At 65.7% G+C, this 15,169-nt stretch carries 12 protein-coding genes; 10 read left to right on the top strand and 2 right to left on the bottom strand.

What is annotated here, in order from left to right:
- Positions 1-84: 84 nt before the first annotated feature.
- Genes EEJ31_RS02955 through EEJ31_RS02935 form a run of 5 tightly spaced genes read left to right on the top strand, consistent with a single transcriptional unit; the run spans position 85 to position 6,449 of the window.
- Positions 85-1,362: an ABC transporter substrate-binding protein gene (locus EEJ31_RS02955; protein ID WP_123044798.1), complete on the top strand. Its 1,278-nt coding sequence runs from the start codon at positions 85-87 to the stop codon at positions 1,360-1,362.
- Positions 1,362-2,246 (top strand): carbohydrate ABC transporter permease, encoded by an 885-nt coding sequence (locus EEJ31_RS02950; protein WP_123044797.1) that lies wholly within the window; start codon positions 1,362-1,364, stop codon positions 2,244-2,246. Before EEJ31_RS02955 ends, EEJ31_RS02950 begins: the two co-directional genes overlap by 1 nt.
- Before the next feature lie 11 nt (positions 2,247-2,257).
- Positions 2,258-3,070 carry a carbohydrate ABC transporter permease gene (locus tag EEJ31_RS02945; RefSeq protein ID WP_123044796.1) on the top strand — a complete coding sequence of 271 codons (813 nt, stop codon included), beginning with the start codon at positions 2,258-2,260 and terminating at the stop codon, positions 3,068-3,070.
- 38 nt (positions 3,071-3,108) lie between these two features.
- On the top strand, positions 3,109-5,268 hold the full coding sequence (locus EEJ31_RS02940) for a hypothetical protein (RefSeq protein WP_123044795.1): 2,160 nt from the start codon (positions 3,109-3,111) through the stop codon (positions 5,266-5,268).
- 47 nt (positions 5,269-5,315) lie between these two features.
- Positions 5,316-6,449, top strand: coding sequence for an SGNH/GDSL hydrolase family protein (locus tag EEJ31_RS02935; RefSeq protein WP_199727251.1), 1,134 nt, complete (start codon positions 5,316-5,318; stop codon positions 6,447-6,449).
- Between the two features lie 44 nt (positions 6,450-6,493).
- On the opposite strand, the gene EEJ31_RS02930 is transcribed toward EEJ31_RS02935, so the two are convergent.
- On the bottom strand, positions 6,494-8,317 hold the full coding sequence (locus EEJ31_RS02930) for a DEAD/DEAH box helicase (RefSeq protein WP_123044793.1): 1,824 nt from the start codon (positions 8,315-8,317) through the stop codon (positions 6,494-6,496).
- Between the two features lie 320 nt (positions 8,318-8,637).
- On the opposite strand from EEJ31_RS02930, the gene EEJ31_RS02925 reads away from it, so the two are divergent.
- Together EEJ31_RS02925 and EEJ31_RS02920 are read left to right on the top strand one after the other, a co-directional pair.
- Positions 8,638-9,765 (top strand): phosphatase PAP2 family protein, encoded by a 1,128-nt coding sequence (locus EEJ31_RS02925; RefSeq protein ID WP_158603885.1) that lies wholly within the window; start codon positions 8,638-8,640, stop codon positions 9,763-9,765.
- A 125-nt stretch (positions 9,766-9,890) separates the two neighbouring features.
- Positions 9,891-11,489 (top strand): alkaline phosphatase PhoX, encoded by a 1,599-nt coding sequence (locus EEJ31_RS02920; RefSeq protein ID WP_123044791.1) that lies wholly within the window; start codon positions 9,891-9,893, stop codon positions 11,487-11,489.
- A gap of 127 nt (positions 11,490-11,616) precedes the next feature.
- Here EEJ31_RS02920 and EEJ31_RS02915 read toward each other — a convergent pair whose 3' ends face one another.
- The gene (locus EEJ31_RS02915; RefSeq protein WP_123044790.1) at positions 11,617-12,336 is read right to left on the bottom strand and encodes a hypothetical protein; all 720 of its coding nucleotides are present in this window, start codon (positions 12,334-12,336) and stop codon (positions 11,617-11,619) included.
- A gap of 297 nt (positions 12,337-12,633) precedes the next feature.
- On the opposite strand from EEJ31_RS02915, the gene EEJ31_RS02910 reads away from it, so the two are divergent.
- The 3 genes from EEJ31_RS02910 (at position 12,634) to EEJ31_RS02900 (ending at position 15,107) form a co-directional block, all read left to right on the top strand.
- Positions 12,634-13,002, top strand: coding sequence for an MmcQ/YjbR family DNA-binding protein (locus EEJ31_RS02910; RefSeq protein ID WP_233563696.1), 369 nt, complete (start codon positions 12,634-12,636; stop codon positions 13,000-13,002).
- Positions 13,003-13,078: 76 nt separating this feature from the next.
- Positions 13,079-13,507, top strand: a complete 429-nt coding sequence (locus EEJ31_RS02905) for a YybH family protein (protein WP_123044788.1) — start codon at positions 13,079-13,081, stop codon at positions 13,505-13,507.
- Between the two features lie 325 nt (positions 13,508-13,832).
- Positions 13,833-15,107, top strand: coding sequence for an MFS transporter (locus tag EEJ31_RS02900; RefSeq protein ID WP_123044787.1), 1,275 nt, complete (start codon positions 13,833-13,835; stop codon positions 15,105-15,107).
- The last annotated feature ends 62 nt before the right edge of the window (positions 15,108-15,169 follow it).

Here is a 15,169-nt window from a genome sequence, read left to right as displayed (position 1 = left end):
GTGGCGATTGGTAACGATACCAACACAGCGACACATGCAGTTCGACATTGCACCATCACCTTCACCAGGAACGAGGAAGTTCAGATGAATTCACGTAAGACGACGATAGGCGTCCTTTCGGCGCTGTCACTCAGCGCACTCATGCTCACCGCGTGCTCAAGCGGCGGCAGCGCCGCCCCGGCCGACGGTGGCGCCCCCACCGGAACGCTGAACTTCTACACGGACAAGGCGGCATGGGAACCGGATTTCAAGGCCCTCAATGCGTCATCCGAACCGGGTGTCAACATCACGCTGAACACGACGGGCTACTCGGATGCCAACCAGTACGACGCCTTCGTGAAGCAGTCCTTCCGAACCTCGAAGAGCCCCGGACTGTTCAGTTGGCACACCGGAGACTCGCTCAAGAAGCTCGTTGATGAGAACCTCGTTGCCGAGACTTCTGACATCTGGAAGAAAGCGATCGACGAGGGGTGGGTGAGTAAAGACCTCGAGCGTTACTACACGTTCGACGGCAAGCAGTACTGCGTGCCAATGAACATCGCGTACTGGGTCATGTATTACAACAAGCCCATCTTCGAGAAGAACGGGATCGAGGTCCCGACGACGTGGTCCGAGCTTGATGCTGCTGCGACGAAGCTGAAAGCGGCTGGTACGACGCCCTATTACCAGACCAGCACCCTCTTCACGTTCCAGTGGTTCCAGCAGTTGGTCGCCGGCACGGACCCCGCGCTCTACAAGGGGCTGTCCACGGGAGACGTCAAGTACACCGACCCCAAGATCGTTGCCATCATGAACGAGTGGCTCGACGAGCAGAAGAAGGGCTGGTTCAGCGACGCGGGCAGCACGACAGACCCCGCCGTCGGCCTGAAGCAGGGCGACTTCGCCATGATCAATTTCGGAAGCTTCTTCGGCGGCTCCCTCGACGCCGCGGGAATGAAGTCAGGCACCGACTACGGCTTCTTCGTCATCCCGGCCAAGAACGAGAGTCTCACGCAGACGCCTGTGGCGGTGGAGACAGGACCCCTGTGCATCGCGGAGAACTCGAAGCAGAAGGACTTGGGCCTCGCCTACGCGGAATGGTGGATGTCTCCTGAGGCGCAGACGGCGTGGGGCGACGCTCGCGGTGACGTGCCCTTCAACCCCAAGGCGAAGGTCAAGGACCAGGCCCTTGCGGAGCTCGGCCAGAACGTCGCGTCCTCCGACTACCAGTTGGTGGAGCGTTACTTCGAAGCGACTCCCACGCCGATTCTGACCGTCGCCCTCGAGCAGTTCGGTGCCTTCAACGCCAACCCCGGTGACCCGATGCCGTTCCTGCAGAAGATCCAGGACGAGGCAGACAAGTACTGGGCAGCCCAGGGCTGATGTCGGCTCTGGCGAAACGCACAACGCCATACCTGTGGTCCGCCCGGGGCTTCATCGCCCCGGGCGTGATCATCGTCGCCGTCCTGCTCTATCTCCCGCTCCTCTGGACGACGTACCTCAGCTTCACGGCGTACGACGGGTTGGGCGATCCGCAGTGGGTCGGACTGGCCAACTATGCGGAGATGTTCGACGACCCCGACTTTCTCGGGTCGCTCGGCAACACGTTGCTCTGGGTGGTGGGGACCCTCGTCATTCCGGTCGGCCTCGGACTCGCCCTCGCTCTCCTGACGTGGAACCTCCCCGGCGGAGTCTGGCTGCGGCTGCCTTTCCTTATTCCGTACGCCATCTCCGGCATCGGCGTCGGCCTGATCTGGTCGTTCATTCTGTCAAGCAACGGTGCGCTTGATCAGGCGCTCGGCTTCTTCGGGGTCGACGAGACTCCACGCTGGTTGGTCGACGCTCCACTCAACACGGTGGTCATGATCGTCGCCGCGTCCTGGCAGGGCATCGGCGTCAACGCACTGCTGTTCACGATCGGGCTCAATTCCATCCCCAAAGAGCCCCTTGAGGCGGCGCGTCTGGATGGAGCGACAGGCGGCCGGCTGTTCGGCAGCATCCTGTGGCCCATGCTTCGACCGCTGACGACCGTGGTCATCGGCCTCTCCATCGTGGCCAGCCTCAAGACGTTCGACATCGTTCTGGGCATGACGAAGGGTGGCCCCGGACGGGCATCGGAAACGCTCGCACTGACCATGTACAAGGAGACATTCGTGAACAGCCAGTACGGGCTGGGGTCGGCGATCGCCGTCTTTCTCACCGTGGTCACTATGGTGGCGTCGATTCTCTACCTGCGTCAGCAGCTGTCGAAGAAGAACGAGATATAGGGGTGAGGAACATGTCGCGCATCATCAGAACCAGCGTCCTCGCCGTGTTCGGAGTGATCTGGCTGCTGCCGGTCTATCTGTTCGTCGTCAACGCCAGCAAGTCACCGTTGACATACACCTCCAAGGAGGCGTGGGTCCCCACCGACTTCGCTCTCTTCGCGAACATGGGGGAGGCCCTCCAATTGAGCGGCCTTTCGGCCAGCGTCGCGAGCACCGTCATCTACAGTGTCGTCTCCCCGTTGATCGCGGTCCTCGTCGGAGCAGCGGCCGGTTTCGCCATCGTCGCCTTGCGGCTCAGGCACGGGTTCGCATGGTTCGTCGTGATCTTCGGCGGCACTGTGTTCCCGTTGCAGATGGTGATCCTGCCGCTCTTCGACGGCTATTCGCGGGTGGGGCTCTTCGACACCCAGCTCGGCATGATCATCGTGTACACGGCGATATCGGTTCCGTTCTCCGCCTTCGTCATGCGTAATTTCTTCACGGGAATCGCGCACAACGTGTTCGAAGCATCCGTGCTCGACGGGGCGACGACGTGGCGCATCTTCAGGACCGTCTATCTGCCGATGGCGTCCAGCGCGCTCGTGGCCGTCTTCATCCTGCAGGCCACATTCATCTGGAATGACCTCCTTCTGGGCCTGACGCTCAGTCAGTCCGACTCGGTCCGACCCATCGTCACGACGCTCAGCGGGATGCAAAGCACCTACGGCGGCGCCCAACTCTCGACCGTCCTCGCTGCCGGTGTGCTGGTCTCACTGCCCACGGTCGTGCTCTTCCTCCTCACGCAGAAGTTCTTCGCGCGCGGCCTCGCGCTCGGACAGTACTGACGCGACCATCTCACTCGTTGCTTGGAGCTTCCGCACCCATGACCGACTCTCTCATTCCTACCGTCGACGATCTGGCAGCGGATGTTGTCACCCATCACTACGACGACATGATCGCACCGTCCGGACTGACCAATTTCCTGGGGACGGTCCGCGTCGACCACGACCTGACGGCAATCAGCGCGGTGACGTTTCCGCCGGTCTCCCAGGGATTGGCGGCGACAGCGGTGTTGTTCGTCGACGGACGCGTCTTCGAATCGTATGGGGAGCGTGTGACCCACGCCTGGCGTCCCGACCGGGTGGTGCGCTCTGCCGAATTGGAGGACCTGCGCCTGGAGACCGTCACGGCGTGTGTTCCGCACGAAACCGCTGTCGCCATCGACGTGCGGGTGACGAACACGTCGCACAAGGCGCGCTCGGTGTCGTTGACGCTCGCCCTGAACGCCCGTGTGACAGCCGGCGATGCTTCCTGGCTCGATTCGGAATCTCCGAATGCGCTCAACGTCGCGGCTGTCGGCGGCTCCCGACTGTCGTTCCGCAACGACTCCGGTGAGGCGTGGAGCATCCAGGGTGTGGACCTGCCCGCAACTGTGCGGTTGAGTGGGGTCGCAGCCGCGGCGGTTGAAGGCTACGAGGTGGGCATCGGGGGCGCGGGCCGCGGCGGCGAAGTGGAAGTCGTGCTCGACATTCCCGCCGGCCAGACTCATCGGTTCGGCTACGTGCAGGCGGTTGCCAGTAGTGAGCGCGGGGCATCGGACGCGTGGGAGCGTGTCGCCGCGGATGTCCCCGGGGCGGTGAAGGGGGCAGAGCGCTTCTGGAATGCACAGCTCGAAGCGGCATTCACGCCGGGGAACACCGAGTTCTCCGGACACCTGCCGGTCCTGGCAACGTCTTCCGAGGCTTTGAAGAAGCTGTACTGGTGGGGCGCGCTTGGCGTCATATGGTTCCGTCGGGAGTTCGCGGGCAATGTGCTCGGTCGAAGCTACGACACGCTGATGCCCAACTATTGGGCCACAACCACCTTCATCTGGGATTTCTCGCTGAGTTCGCTCACACATGCCTTGCTCGATCCCGTGCCGATGAAGCGACAGCTCGACCATTGGATTGCCAGCGACATCCATTCCCACTTCGGAACCTCATCGCTGACGGGGGGCCCGGTGGGTCGGTGGTATTCCGTGAACGACTATGCGATGACCCGGCTGGTCACCGACTACATGCGGTTCAATTCCGCCCTCGGCTACCTCGACGAGACGCCCGATACTCCTCGCGGACACTCGGGGACCCGAACACCGTCCACTGTTGCCGACCACCTTCGCTCGTGGGCGCTCGCCTGGAAGGACCTACGCGGCGAATCTCCTCTTGCTGACTATGGCGAGATCGACAACCTGCTCGAGTGTGTGAGCTCGTACACGCATGAGGTCGCGAGTCTCAATGCGGCGAACGTTTGGAACATGCGGACCGCGGCGGCAATCGCGGCTCTCGGCGGCGACGAGAAGGACGCTGAGTCGTTTCTTGCTGACGCGGACGAGCTCGTCGCATCCGTCGTCGACCTCTACCATTCGGGAAGCGGCTATTTTTCAGCTCAGCAGCCCGACGGGTCGCGACTCCCGGTGCGCCATTGCTACGACTTCAACGTCGTTGGCACCACCATCGCAGACGACCTGCCGGAGCGCATGCGAGCGGAAATGGTGGAGTTCTTCCGGCGTGAACTGCAGACGTCGTCATGGATGCGGGCACTCTCGCCGTGGGACGCCGACGCAAGCTTCAGCGTTCGTCCCGATCACCAATGGAACGGCGCGTACCCCGCATGGCCGGCAGATGCGGCGCGGTCACTGATCGCGCTGGGCGCCCCGGACGTGGCCATCGACTGGCTCTCTGGCCTCGCGCGGTCCACAAACCAGGGTCCAACGGGTCAGGCCCACTTCGTCGAAGAAGCGCAGCCCCTCATCAACGGCGGAGCTCGAAAGGCCCCGCCACAGCTGCCCTACATCACTGACTGGGCTTGCTCGTCGTCGGGAGCGTGGGTCGCACTTGTGATCGAGTCGATCTTCGGCGTCGATGTCGGCGTCGCCGGAGAGATCACCGTGGACGGTTGCATCGCCAGCCTCGACCCGACGGCAGTTCTCCACGGCGTTCGGGTGGGTGACCGGCACGTCGACGTGTATGCGAGCGGCGAGATCAAGGAATCCCCGGCCCGATGAGTGCGGGAGCCGCCTCGGGGTTCCGGTGCGATCTCGGGGCGGGGCCGGTGGAGATCCGCGGTGCTGTGGCGGTCGACCGTGTCGACCCCGGCTGGCTTCCGAGACGCATGGGTGCGTACTCCCGGTCGCAGATCCCCGACGACTTCATGCGGCAGGCGGTCGCCGAGTGCGCAGGCATCCGGCTCGTCTTCCGAACCGAGGCACGGGAGCTCGAACTTGATGTGCGAGCAAGCAGGATGGTGGTGGGCGAGTCGCTGCCGATGCCTGTCAGCTGGTATGACCTGACCGTCGGGGCAGCGCTCGTCGCACGCTCCCCGAGCGTGGCTGGAACCCGGGTCGTGTTCTCCTTCGACGCTCCGTCCACCTACGCGGTTCCTGGCCCGGCGAGCACGGTTCGCTTCGAGGGGCTGCCCGCCGGTTCCAAAGATGTGCAGATCTGGCTTCCCTACACCGACGAAGTGGTCCTCTCAGCGATGCGCGCCGACGCGCCCGTGTCTCCACCGGCCCCCGGCGAAACGCTGCGCTGGCTCCACCACGGGAGCTCAATCAGCCACGGCTACCGAGCTGAATCGACAACGGGAACGTGGCCGGTGGTCGCTGCTCTGCGCGCGGGGCTGGAGCTGACGAACCTGGCGTATTCCGGGAGCGCCATGCTCGACCAACTCGCGGCGCGCACGATCCGCGATACACCGACGGACATGATCAGCCTGAAGATCGGCATCAACATCGTCAATGGCGACGTAATGCGCTTGCGCGCGTTCCGCACGGCGGTGCACGGTTTCCTCGACACGATCCGGGACGGTCACCCCGGGATTCCACTCGTTGTGGTGTCACCCGTGTTCTGCGGCCCGGTCGAAGACCGCGCCGGACCGACGGTGCAGGATCGGAGCCGTCCCTACGAATGGAGTATCGCCGGCGGCACAGCCGAGGATCTGCAACAGGGGAAACTCTCCTTGGGAGTGATCCGAACCGAACTCGAGGAGATTGTCGCTGCCCGCCGGGCGACGGATGCTGCTCTGTTCTATGAGAGCGGGCTCGAACTGTATGGTGCCCAGGACGCACGAGATCTGCCCCTCCCGGACAACCTTCATCCGGATCCCAATGCGCAACGACTCATCGGCGAGCGATTCGCCGATCGGGTCTTAGCGAGGCTGAACCCGCATGCGACGGTGACGAACTGAGGACCACCGGCGTGTGAAGGCGCCCCCGCCCGACGGCTGAGCCGTCAGCCGCGGCGCGGCTTGCGCGGGGGCCGGTCGTCCCGGTCGTCGCGGCCGCCACGCGCTCCGCGGTCCGGGCGCAGCTCGATGAGCTTGCCGCTGATGCGCGTGCCCCGCAGTCGGTCGAGGACGTCGCCGGGGAGGTCGGCCGGGAGGTCGACCAGCGAGAAGTCCGGGTAGATCTGGATGGCCCCGAAGTCCTCCCGGCTCAGACCGCCCTCGTTGGCGATGGCGCCGACGATCTGCCGCGGTTCGACCCGCTGCCGCTTACCAACCTCGATGCGGTATGACGCCAGCGGGCTGCTACCGGTGCGCGGGCGCCGTTCGGGCCGCTCTCCGCGTGCGCTGCGGTCCGCGCGGTCATCGCGGTCGAACCGGTTGCCGCGCTCCGGGCGCTCGCTGCGGTCCGGCCGGGTTCCGCGGTCTCCGTCACGCTCGGTCCGCTCCCGCCGTGGCGGCCGGGTGTCATCGGGGGAGAGCAGGAGCGGCGTCTCTCCCTGCGCGACGACCGCGAGGGCAGCGGCCACGTCGGCCTCGGGAACGTCGTGGTGCTCGACGTAGTGGCCGATGATGTCGCGGAATCTCGCAATGCGATCGGCCTCGGCGAGGGCGCCGGTGATCGCGTCGTCGAAGCGCGCCAGGCGGGTGACGTTGACGTCCTCGGCGGTGGGCAGCTGCATCTGCGTGAGCGGCTGCCGGGTCGCCTTCTCGATGGCCTTGAGGAGATGACGTTCGCGTGGGGTGACGAAGCTGATCGCGGCGCCGCTGCGCCCGGCGCGGCCCGTGCGACCGATGCGGTGCACGTACGACTCGGTGTCGATGGGGAGGTCGTAATTGACCACATGGCTGATGCGCTCGACGTCGAGACCGCGTGCGGCGACATCCGTTGCCACGAGGATGTCGAGGGCGCCCGACTTGAGCTGGTCGACCGTGCGCTCACGCTGTGCCTGCGCGACGTCGCCGTTGATGGCCGCAGCCGCGTAGCCACGGGCACGGAGCTTCTCGGCGAGCGTCTCGGTCTCGTTCTTGGTGCGGGTGAAGATGATCATCCCCTCGAAGTTCTCCACCTCGAGAATGCGGGTGAGCGCGTCGACCTTCTGCGGATACGAGACCGTCAGGTAGCGCTGGGTCGTGTTCACCGAGGTCGTGGTCTTGTTCCTGACCGTGATCTCTTCCGGGTCGTGCAGGTATTTCTGCGAGATGCGGCGGATCTGCGGGGGCATCGTGGCGGAGAACAGTGCCACCTGCTTGTCGTCGGGGGTGTCGGCGAGGATCGTCTCGACGTCTTCGGCGAAGCCCATCTTCAGCATCTCGTCGGCTTCGTCGAGCACCAGGTATTTCAACTCGGAGAGGTCGAGTGTGCCCTTGTCGAGGTGGTCCATGATGCGGCCGGGTGTGCCGACCACGACGTGAACGCCGCGGCGCAACGCGGAGAGCTGCACCCCGTAGCCCTGCCCGCCGTAGACCGGGAGCACGTGCACGCCGCGCAGGTGAGCGGCGTACTTCTCGAACGCCTCACAGACCTGCAGCGCAAGTTCACGGGTCGGCGCGAGGACGAGCGCCTGCGGGCTCTTCTGCGACAGGTCGATACGCGACAGGATCGGCAGCGCGAACGCGGCCGTCTTCCCCGTTCCGGTCTGGGCCAGGCCGACCACGTCGCGGCCGGCCAGGAGCGGAGGGATGGTGGCGGCCTGGATCGCGGAGGGAGTCTCGTACCCGACGTCCTTGAGCGCCTTCAGGGTGGCGTCACTCAGGCCGAGGTCGGCGAAGGTCGCCGTGGTGGGCGCGGTGTCTGCCTCGGGGGGAGCGGTGGTTTCGGGAGGCGTCATGTTTCAAAGGTAGTGCAGCTTGCTGATCAGTGTTGATGGGTCGTCCGAGGCGTGATTTCGTGGATTCATGCTCGCTGTCTATCCCCGCGCCGTCATTCTTCATGCCCGTCGCTGAATCGTCATCCCGTGCTGCGGCCCTGCGGTTTGCGGGTCGAAGCATCGTCGGCCTAGCCGTGCTGCTTGTCGCCGGCGAGGTGCTCAATCTCCTTGTGCTAGGCCTGTCGGTGCACGCGGATGGTCCGGACGCGGGACATGACAACCCCCGACAGGCCACATCGATTCTGGGCTTTCTCCTCCAGACGGCGGACAAGGTCGGCTGGGTGATCCTCATCGTTATGGTGTTCTGGCTGCTCGTGCGCAGGTTGCCGCGGTTGGCCGGGTATCTCGCGGTCACCGCTGGGGGCTCACACCTGCTCACCGCCGGCGGCGGGGCTCTTCTCCTGCTGATCGACAGTACCCCCGCGGTGAGCGTCTTCACGGCCATGACCGGAGCGACCGTGACCTGCGGGGCAGTGTTGCTTGTTTTTCTGCCGGTGGTATCGCGCAAGCGGCGGGGGCGGGCGCTCGCCGCCACGATCATCCTGATCGTGGCGATCGCCGTTCTCTCGGTGCTGGGCGGTGCCGGCGGCCCGTACTCGGTCGGGGTCGCAACGCTGCTCGGCGCCGCGTGGCTGGCCGTCACCGCGGTCGCCTATTCGAGGTGGCGGCGTGAGGAGGGCGCGCAGGTGTCCCTCACCCACGGACTGGCCCCCGAGCACCGTGAGCAACTCGTGCTCGCCCCCGCGCACCAGGGTGCCTTCCCGAAGGGCTGGCGCGGATTCGGCCTCCTGGTTGCGACCGGCGTTGCGATCTGCATAATTCTGATCGGGATCGGGCTGCTCGTCACCGGGGTGCTGGTTCAGGTGCAGCAGTTCGACAGTACCGTGGTGGAGTGGTTCGCGGACCACCGCACTCCGTTTCTCTCGACAGTGGCCTTGGCCTTCGACGTCGTGGGCAACACTCCGGGCATCATCGTGGTGTTGCTCGTCGCGGTTCCATTGTCTCTCGCGATCACCCGCCGCTGGGCTCCGGCGCTATTCCTGCTTTTTGCCGCAGTGGGCGAGACCGCCCTCTACCTCACGGTCGGGGCCGTCGTCGGCCGGCCACGGCCATCCGTCGACCATCTGTGGCTGACCGTGCCGCCCACGTCTTCGTTCCCGTCCGGGCACGTGGCCGCGTCGGTCGTCACATACTTCGGGATCGCCCTGCTCGTCGTCGCCTGGGGCACGGGCTGGCTGCGTTTCGCCACCGTCGCCCTCGCCGCCGTCCTCGTGCTCGGGGTCATCTTCGGGCGGCTGTACTGGGGAATGCATTTTCCGACGGATGTGCTGACCAGCGTTGTGTACGGATTCGCCTGGCTCCGTGTCTGCTGGTGGGCCCTCCGGCCCCAGCGAGGCGCTACCGCCTGAGTGGGTCCGGGGCGTGTTGTTCCCCTGCTCGCTGGGTCCCGTTCAGATGGGCGACACCACCGGTACACCGATGCCCGCTTGTCTGGTTCTGCGGCTGGGCGACTGTCCGGCGCAGAGGAGGAACGATGAAGCGTTACACAAAGATGGGCACCGTCGGGGTCGTCGGCCTGGGTCTCGGCGTTGCCGTGCTGGCCGCCACGACGCTGCCGGCGTCGGCTGCCGAACACGTGGCCGCCCAGGTAATCAGCGCCAACCCGGCGTTCGGCATCCAGAACAATGTGCTCTCCGCAGACATGACTCAAACTCCCGTCGCCTACGGGCAGCTTCCGCTGGCCAACCCGAAGGGCGGCCTCTCGCACTACGGCTATGGCACGGCGAACGGTGGACCGCTCACGCAGGACCCCCACGAAGCGCTGAAGACGGAGCCGGACAAGAACGTCTACCTCGTTTTCGGGAACAAGCACTATCTCTACCAGGGCCATGAAGGCGGCACGCAGGGGTACGTGACCCGGGTGGACCTCGATGAGAAGGACCTCACCAAGCGAGTGACGCTGATCGCCGACGCCCGCTCCGACGGGGGCTCGGTTCCGACGTTCGACGGCATCACCTGGAACCCCTTCACCCACCAGCTCCTGATGACGGCGGAGGCGTCTGCCCCCAACGGCGGCGTCTTCGCGGTGACCCTCGACGACACGGGCGACCCGGTCGACGGTGCGATCACCAAGCTCGACGCCCTGGGCTCCGGCGGCTACGAGGGAATCCAGAACGACTCCGCCGGGAACGTGTGGCTGGTCGAGGACATCGGCGGAAAATCCGTCTCGGGCGGAAAGGCGCCGGGCAGCTACGTCTACCGATTCACCCCCGCGTCGCCCACCGATCTCTCCTCCGGAAAGCTGGAGGCCCTCCAGGTGCAGCGCAAAGACGGCAGCCCGGTGACCGCGAAGCAGCTTGCTGCCGACCCCGCCGACCCGTTCATCGCCGACCTGCACACCTACGGTTCATCGTTCTCGACGCGCTGGGTCGCCCTGACGCTCGGCGCTGACAACGGGTCGACGGCAGCGGCAGCGGCGGCGGGTGCCACGCCGTTCAAGCGACCCGAGAATGGCGTCTTCCGCCCGGGCACGAACTTCACGGAGTTCTACTTCACGGAGACGGGTGACACCAGCAAGAACAGCACCCTGCCGGGTGCTTTCGGCGGCGTGTTCCGGCTCAGCCAGTCGTCGCCCACGGCGCAGACGGGCACATTGTCGCCGGTTTACGTCGGAGACCTTGCCCACACAGGCCTCGACAACATCCAGTTCAAGAGTCGGGATGAGCTTCTCGTTGTCGAGGATGCGGGGGATGCCCTGCACGCGCAGCGCAACGCGCTTGATTCTGGCTATGTGATCGATGTGAGTAAGAAAGCAGGAAAGCACGCGACGGCAGTCCGTTGGCTCGCCGAAGGACGCGATGCATCCGCTGCCTACGACCACAACATGAGCCCCGGGTACAACGACGGCGACAACGAGATCACCGGCGTACACGTCTCCAACGGTGACCCGTCGGTGCGGGGCCTTCTCGGGGCAACGATCCCGTCGCTCTTCACGAACGGGTGGCGTGGGTTCTGGACGCAGCAGCACGGCGACAACGTGACATGGGAGCTGCTGCCCGCGGCACCAACAAACGACGCGGCGCATCACGGTGCAAAGGGCGGGCCTGACAGCCACCGTCAAGAGACGGACTGACTCAGTTCGAAAGGCCCGCCGATCTGAGTCCGTTCAGTCTGGGTTGGAGTCGGCGGTAGGCGCGAACAAGGGGCGACCCCGAAGGAGTCGCCCCTTGTTCTGTCGGTGCTGACAGCACCTGGCCTACTTAGTCGAGCATGGAGTCCAGGCCCAGCGCGCCGGTGAGGTCACCGTCGACGAGGTCGTCGACCTGGCTGCCGATGTCGGTGCCGCTGCCGTTGTCGTTCACCGCGCCGTCGACGAGGTCGTTGACCTCGGTGCCGATGTCGTCGATGCCGGAGATGTCGCCCACGTCAGTGCCGGTGTCGCTCACGTCACCGTTTCCGCTGACGTTGCCGAGGTCGCTGGCATTCCCGAGGTCGCTGACGTCAACGCCGCCGAGGTCGGTGCTGTTGCCCGAAGCCACGGGGGCGTCCACTGAGGTGTCGTTGCCCGAAGCCACGGGGACGTCGTTGCCGGAGGCGACGGGGACGTCGTTGCCGCTGCCGATGGCGTTGCCCGAGAGCACGTCGCCGCTGTTGTTCAGCGAGTCGTCCACGACGGGTCCGTCCACGACCGGTCCGTCGACGACCGGTCCGTTGACGACGCCGCCGTTGACGAGCGAGGTGTCGTTGCCCACCACGCCGTTGCCGGTGGCGTCATTGCCCGAGAGTGCGTCGTTCAGAATGCGGGTGACGGCATCCGTCGTCTCGGTCGCCGAGGAGTTGTCCTGGGTTGAGGAGTTGATCTGGCTCGCCTGGTCGAGCTCGGAGGCGTGAGCCGGGGCGAGCATGCCGCCCACGATGAGAGCAGAGGCGGCAGCCCCAGCCGTTCCGAAGGCACCGATTCGCTTGGTGATCGTCTTCATTGTGTGAACTCCTATTCGTTGTTCCGTTCCGGCCTCGGGTCGTCCCCGGGGCCGCATTGGTGGTCCGGAGCCAGCCGGAAATCGGATTGGAGCGACGTGCCCTGATCGGGGGTGATCGGCGCCGACGGGGGTGGTTTGTGGTGCGCGGCTGGGGCTGAGATCCGCGTCATTGCGGGGATCGTCTGCCGGCCGCGCGCGGAACCTGAAAAACAGCTGGCAACGGCAAAACCGGCCGGTCCACCATCGCTTCCGAAGGACGCCGCCGGCATCCGCTCGGCATGGCATCGTGTCGGCCGCGTGACTAACGTCGTCACCATGACACCGGATGCCCTGGCCGCGTTCTGCCTGAGCCTGCCGCAGGCGATCGAGACGTTCCCGTTCGGCCCCGAGACGAGCGTCTTCAAGACGAGCGGCAACGGCAAGATCTTCGCCCTGAGCGCCCTCGACCGAGAACCGCTGGCTGTCTCGCTCAAGTGCGATCCGGAAGACAGCAAGGCGCTCCGTGAGGAGTTTCCGGGTCACATCACGCCCGGGTACCACCTGAACAAGAAGCACTGGATCACCGTCGTGCTCGACGGGACCGTCGATGACGCGCTCGTCAAGCAGCTGCTGCGCGAAAGTCACGCGCTGGTGCGGCCGAAAATCCCGCGGGGGAGAGGCGCCTGAGTCGGGTGCCGGCTGACCGCATCCGTTGACCCGCGCACCGTTGCGCGCGTTGGCGCGGCCGCCCAAGATTGATCGCATGAGCGAAGAAGCCGACCCCGTCACCCAGGCCCTGGACGCCTACGCCGCCGCCGTCTACGCGAAGGATGTCGACGCGTTCGTGGCGATCTACGCCGACGACGTGCACATTTTCGACTCGTGGGGCCAATGGGAGTACACCGGTATCGACGCCTGGCGGGAGATGGCCATCGGATGGTTCGCCTCGCTCGGCGACGAGCGGGTGCAGGTGACCTTCGCCGACGTGGGTTCGGCCGTGGGCGACACGGCTGCGGTGGGGCACGCTGCGGTGACGTTCACCGCCGTCTCACCGGCGGGGGAGCGCCTCCGTTCCACCACCAACCGGATGACGGTGGGCCTGGAGAAGCGCAATGGCTCCTGGACGATCGTGCACGAGCACACGTCGCTGCCGATCGACATGGCCACCGGCCAAGCGCTGTTCCCCGCCTAGCTGGGCAGTACACCTAGCCGTTGTGACGCTCTGGGGCAGCGGGTGTCCAGCTAATCGCTGCATCAACGACAGGCCGGCAAAGTTTTCCGCCGCGTGAGAGGTCAATCTTACCTAGTGCGGCGGCGCCCAGACTAGGTAAAGCTGGCCCCTCACGGAGGGCGATGGCGGAGGGCGAGGGCGGAGGGCGGATGGCGGGGGGCTGAGGGCGGCGGGCGACGCGACGGATGCCGCTTGCGAAGGGCCAGGTTGTGCCGCCAACCGCTGGTGATCGGCGCCGCACGGGTGGATGATTTCTTGTGTGGCCAGTGAAAAAAGGTCGCGGGACATGAACCCGGCAGCGAGGCGCGTGCAGCGCGTCTACCTGGTGCTCATGCTCGGGAACACGCTGGCGGCGTCGTTCATCTGGGGCATCAATACGCTGTTCCTGCTCGACGCGGGTCTGTCGAATTTCGAGGCGTTCGCCGCCAACGCGTTCTTCACCGTGGGCATGGTGATCTTCGAGATCCCCACCGGCGTCGTCGCCGACACGGTCGGCCGGAAGGCCTCGTATCTCCTCGGCACGATCACACTGTCCGTCTCGACCGGGCTGTACTGGATGCTGTGGCTCTGGCACGCACCGTTCGTCTGGTGGGCGCTCGTCTCGGTTCTGCTCGGGCTCGGCTTCACCTTCTTCTCCGGCGCCGTGGAGGCCTGGCTCGTCGACGCCCTGACGGTGACCGGGTACACCGGGAGCCTCGAGGCGGTGTTCGGCCGCGGGTTGGTCATCGAGGGCATCGCGATGTTCGCCGGGTCGGTGCTCGGCGGCGTGATCGCCCAGGCGACGAACCTCGGTGTTCCGTTCCTGTTGCGTGCCGGGGTGCTGGTCCTCATGTTCGTGTTCGCCTTCGTGGTGATGAAAGACCTCGGCTTCACCCCGGATCACTCGATGACGCCGATGAAGGCGACCCGGAACATCCTCACCCAGTCGATCGACCACGGTCTCAAGCGCCGCTCCGTGCGCTACGTGATCCTCTCGGCGCCGTTCGCGTCTGGGGTCGGGTTCTACGCCTTCTACGCACTGCAGCCCTACCTGCTCCAGCTCTACGGCGACACGTCGGCGTACTCCATCGCCGGGCTCGCGGCGGCCGTGCTCTCGCTGTCGCAGGTGGGCGGCGGCATCCTTGCGCCGCGCATCCGTGGGCTCTTCGAACGGCGCACCACGATGATGGTCGGGGCGTCGCTCGCCAGCGTCGCTGCGCTCGTGGTGCTAGGGGTGACAAGCCTCTTCTGGCTCGCGATCGTGTTCCTGGTGGTGTGGGGATTCGTCTACGCCGTCGGCGGTCCGGTGCGGCAGGCGTACCTGAACGACATGATCCCGTCGAAGCAGCGCGCGACCGTCCTGTCGTTCGATTCCCTTTTCGGCAGCCTCGGCGGGGTGTTCATCCAGCCGGCCCTCGGTCGCTCAGCGGATGTCTGGGGTTACGGCACCTCGCTCGTCATCGGTGCCGCCGTGGAGCTGATCGGAATCCCGATCCTCCTCGCCAGCCGGCGCCAGCACGACCCCGCCGACACGAAGCACGTGCGTGAGGAGCAGGACTCGAGCGCTCCCGCGGCTCCGTGAGGGTCAACGCCCGTGAGGGGCCAGCTTTTCCCAGTCAATCGACGCTGCGACTAGGAAAAGCC

This window comes from Cryobacterium tepidiphilum (assembly GCF_003716325.1).
Lineage (GTDB): Bacteria > Actinomycetota > Actinomycetes > Actinomycetales > Microbacteriaceae > Cryobacterium > Cryobacterium tepidiphilum.
Note: the sequence above shows the minus strand (reverse complement) of the source record. Positions and strands in the feature narration are given on the sequence as shown.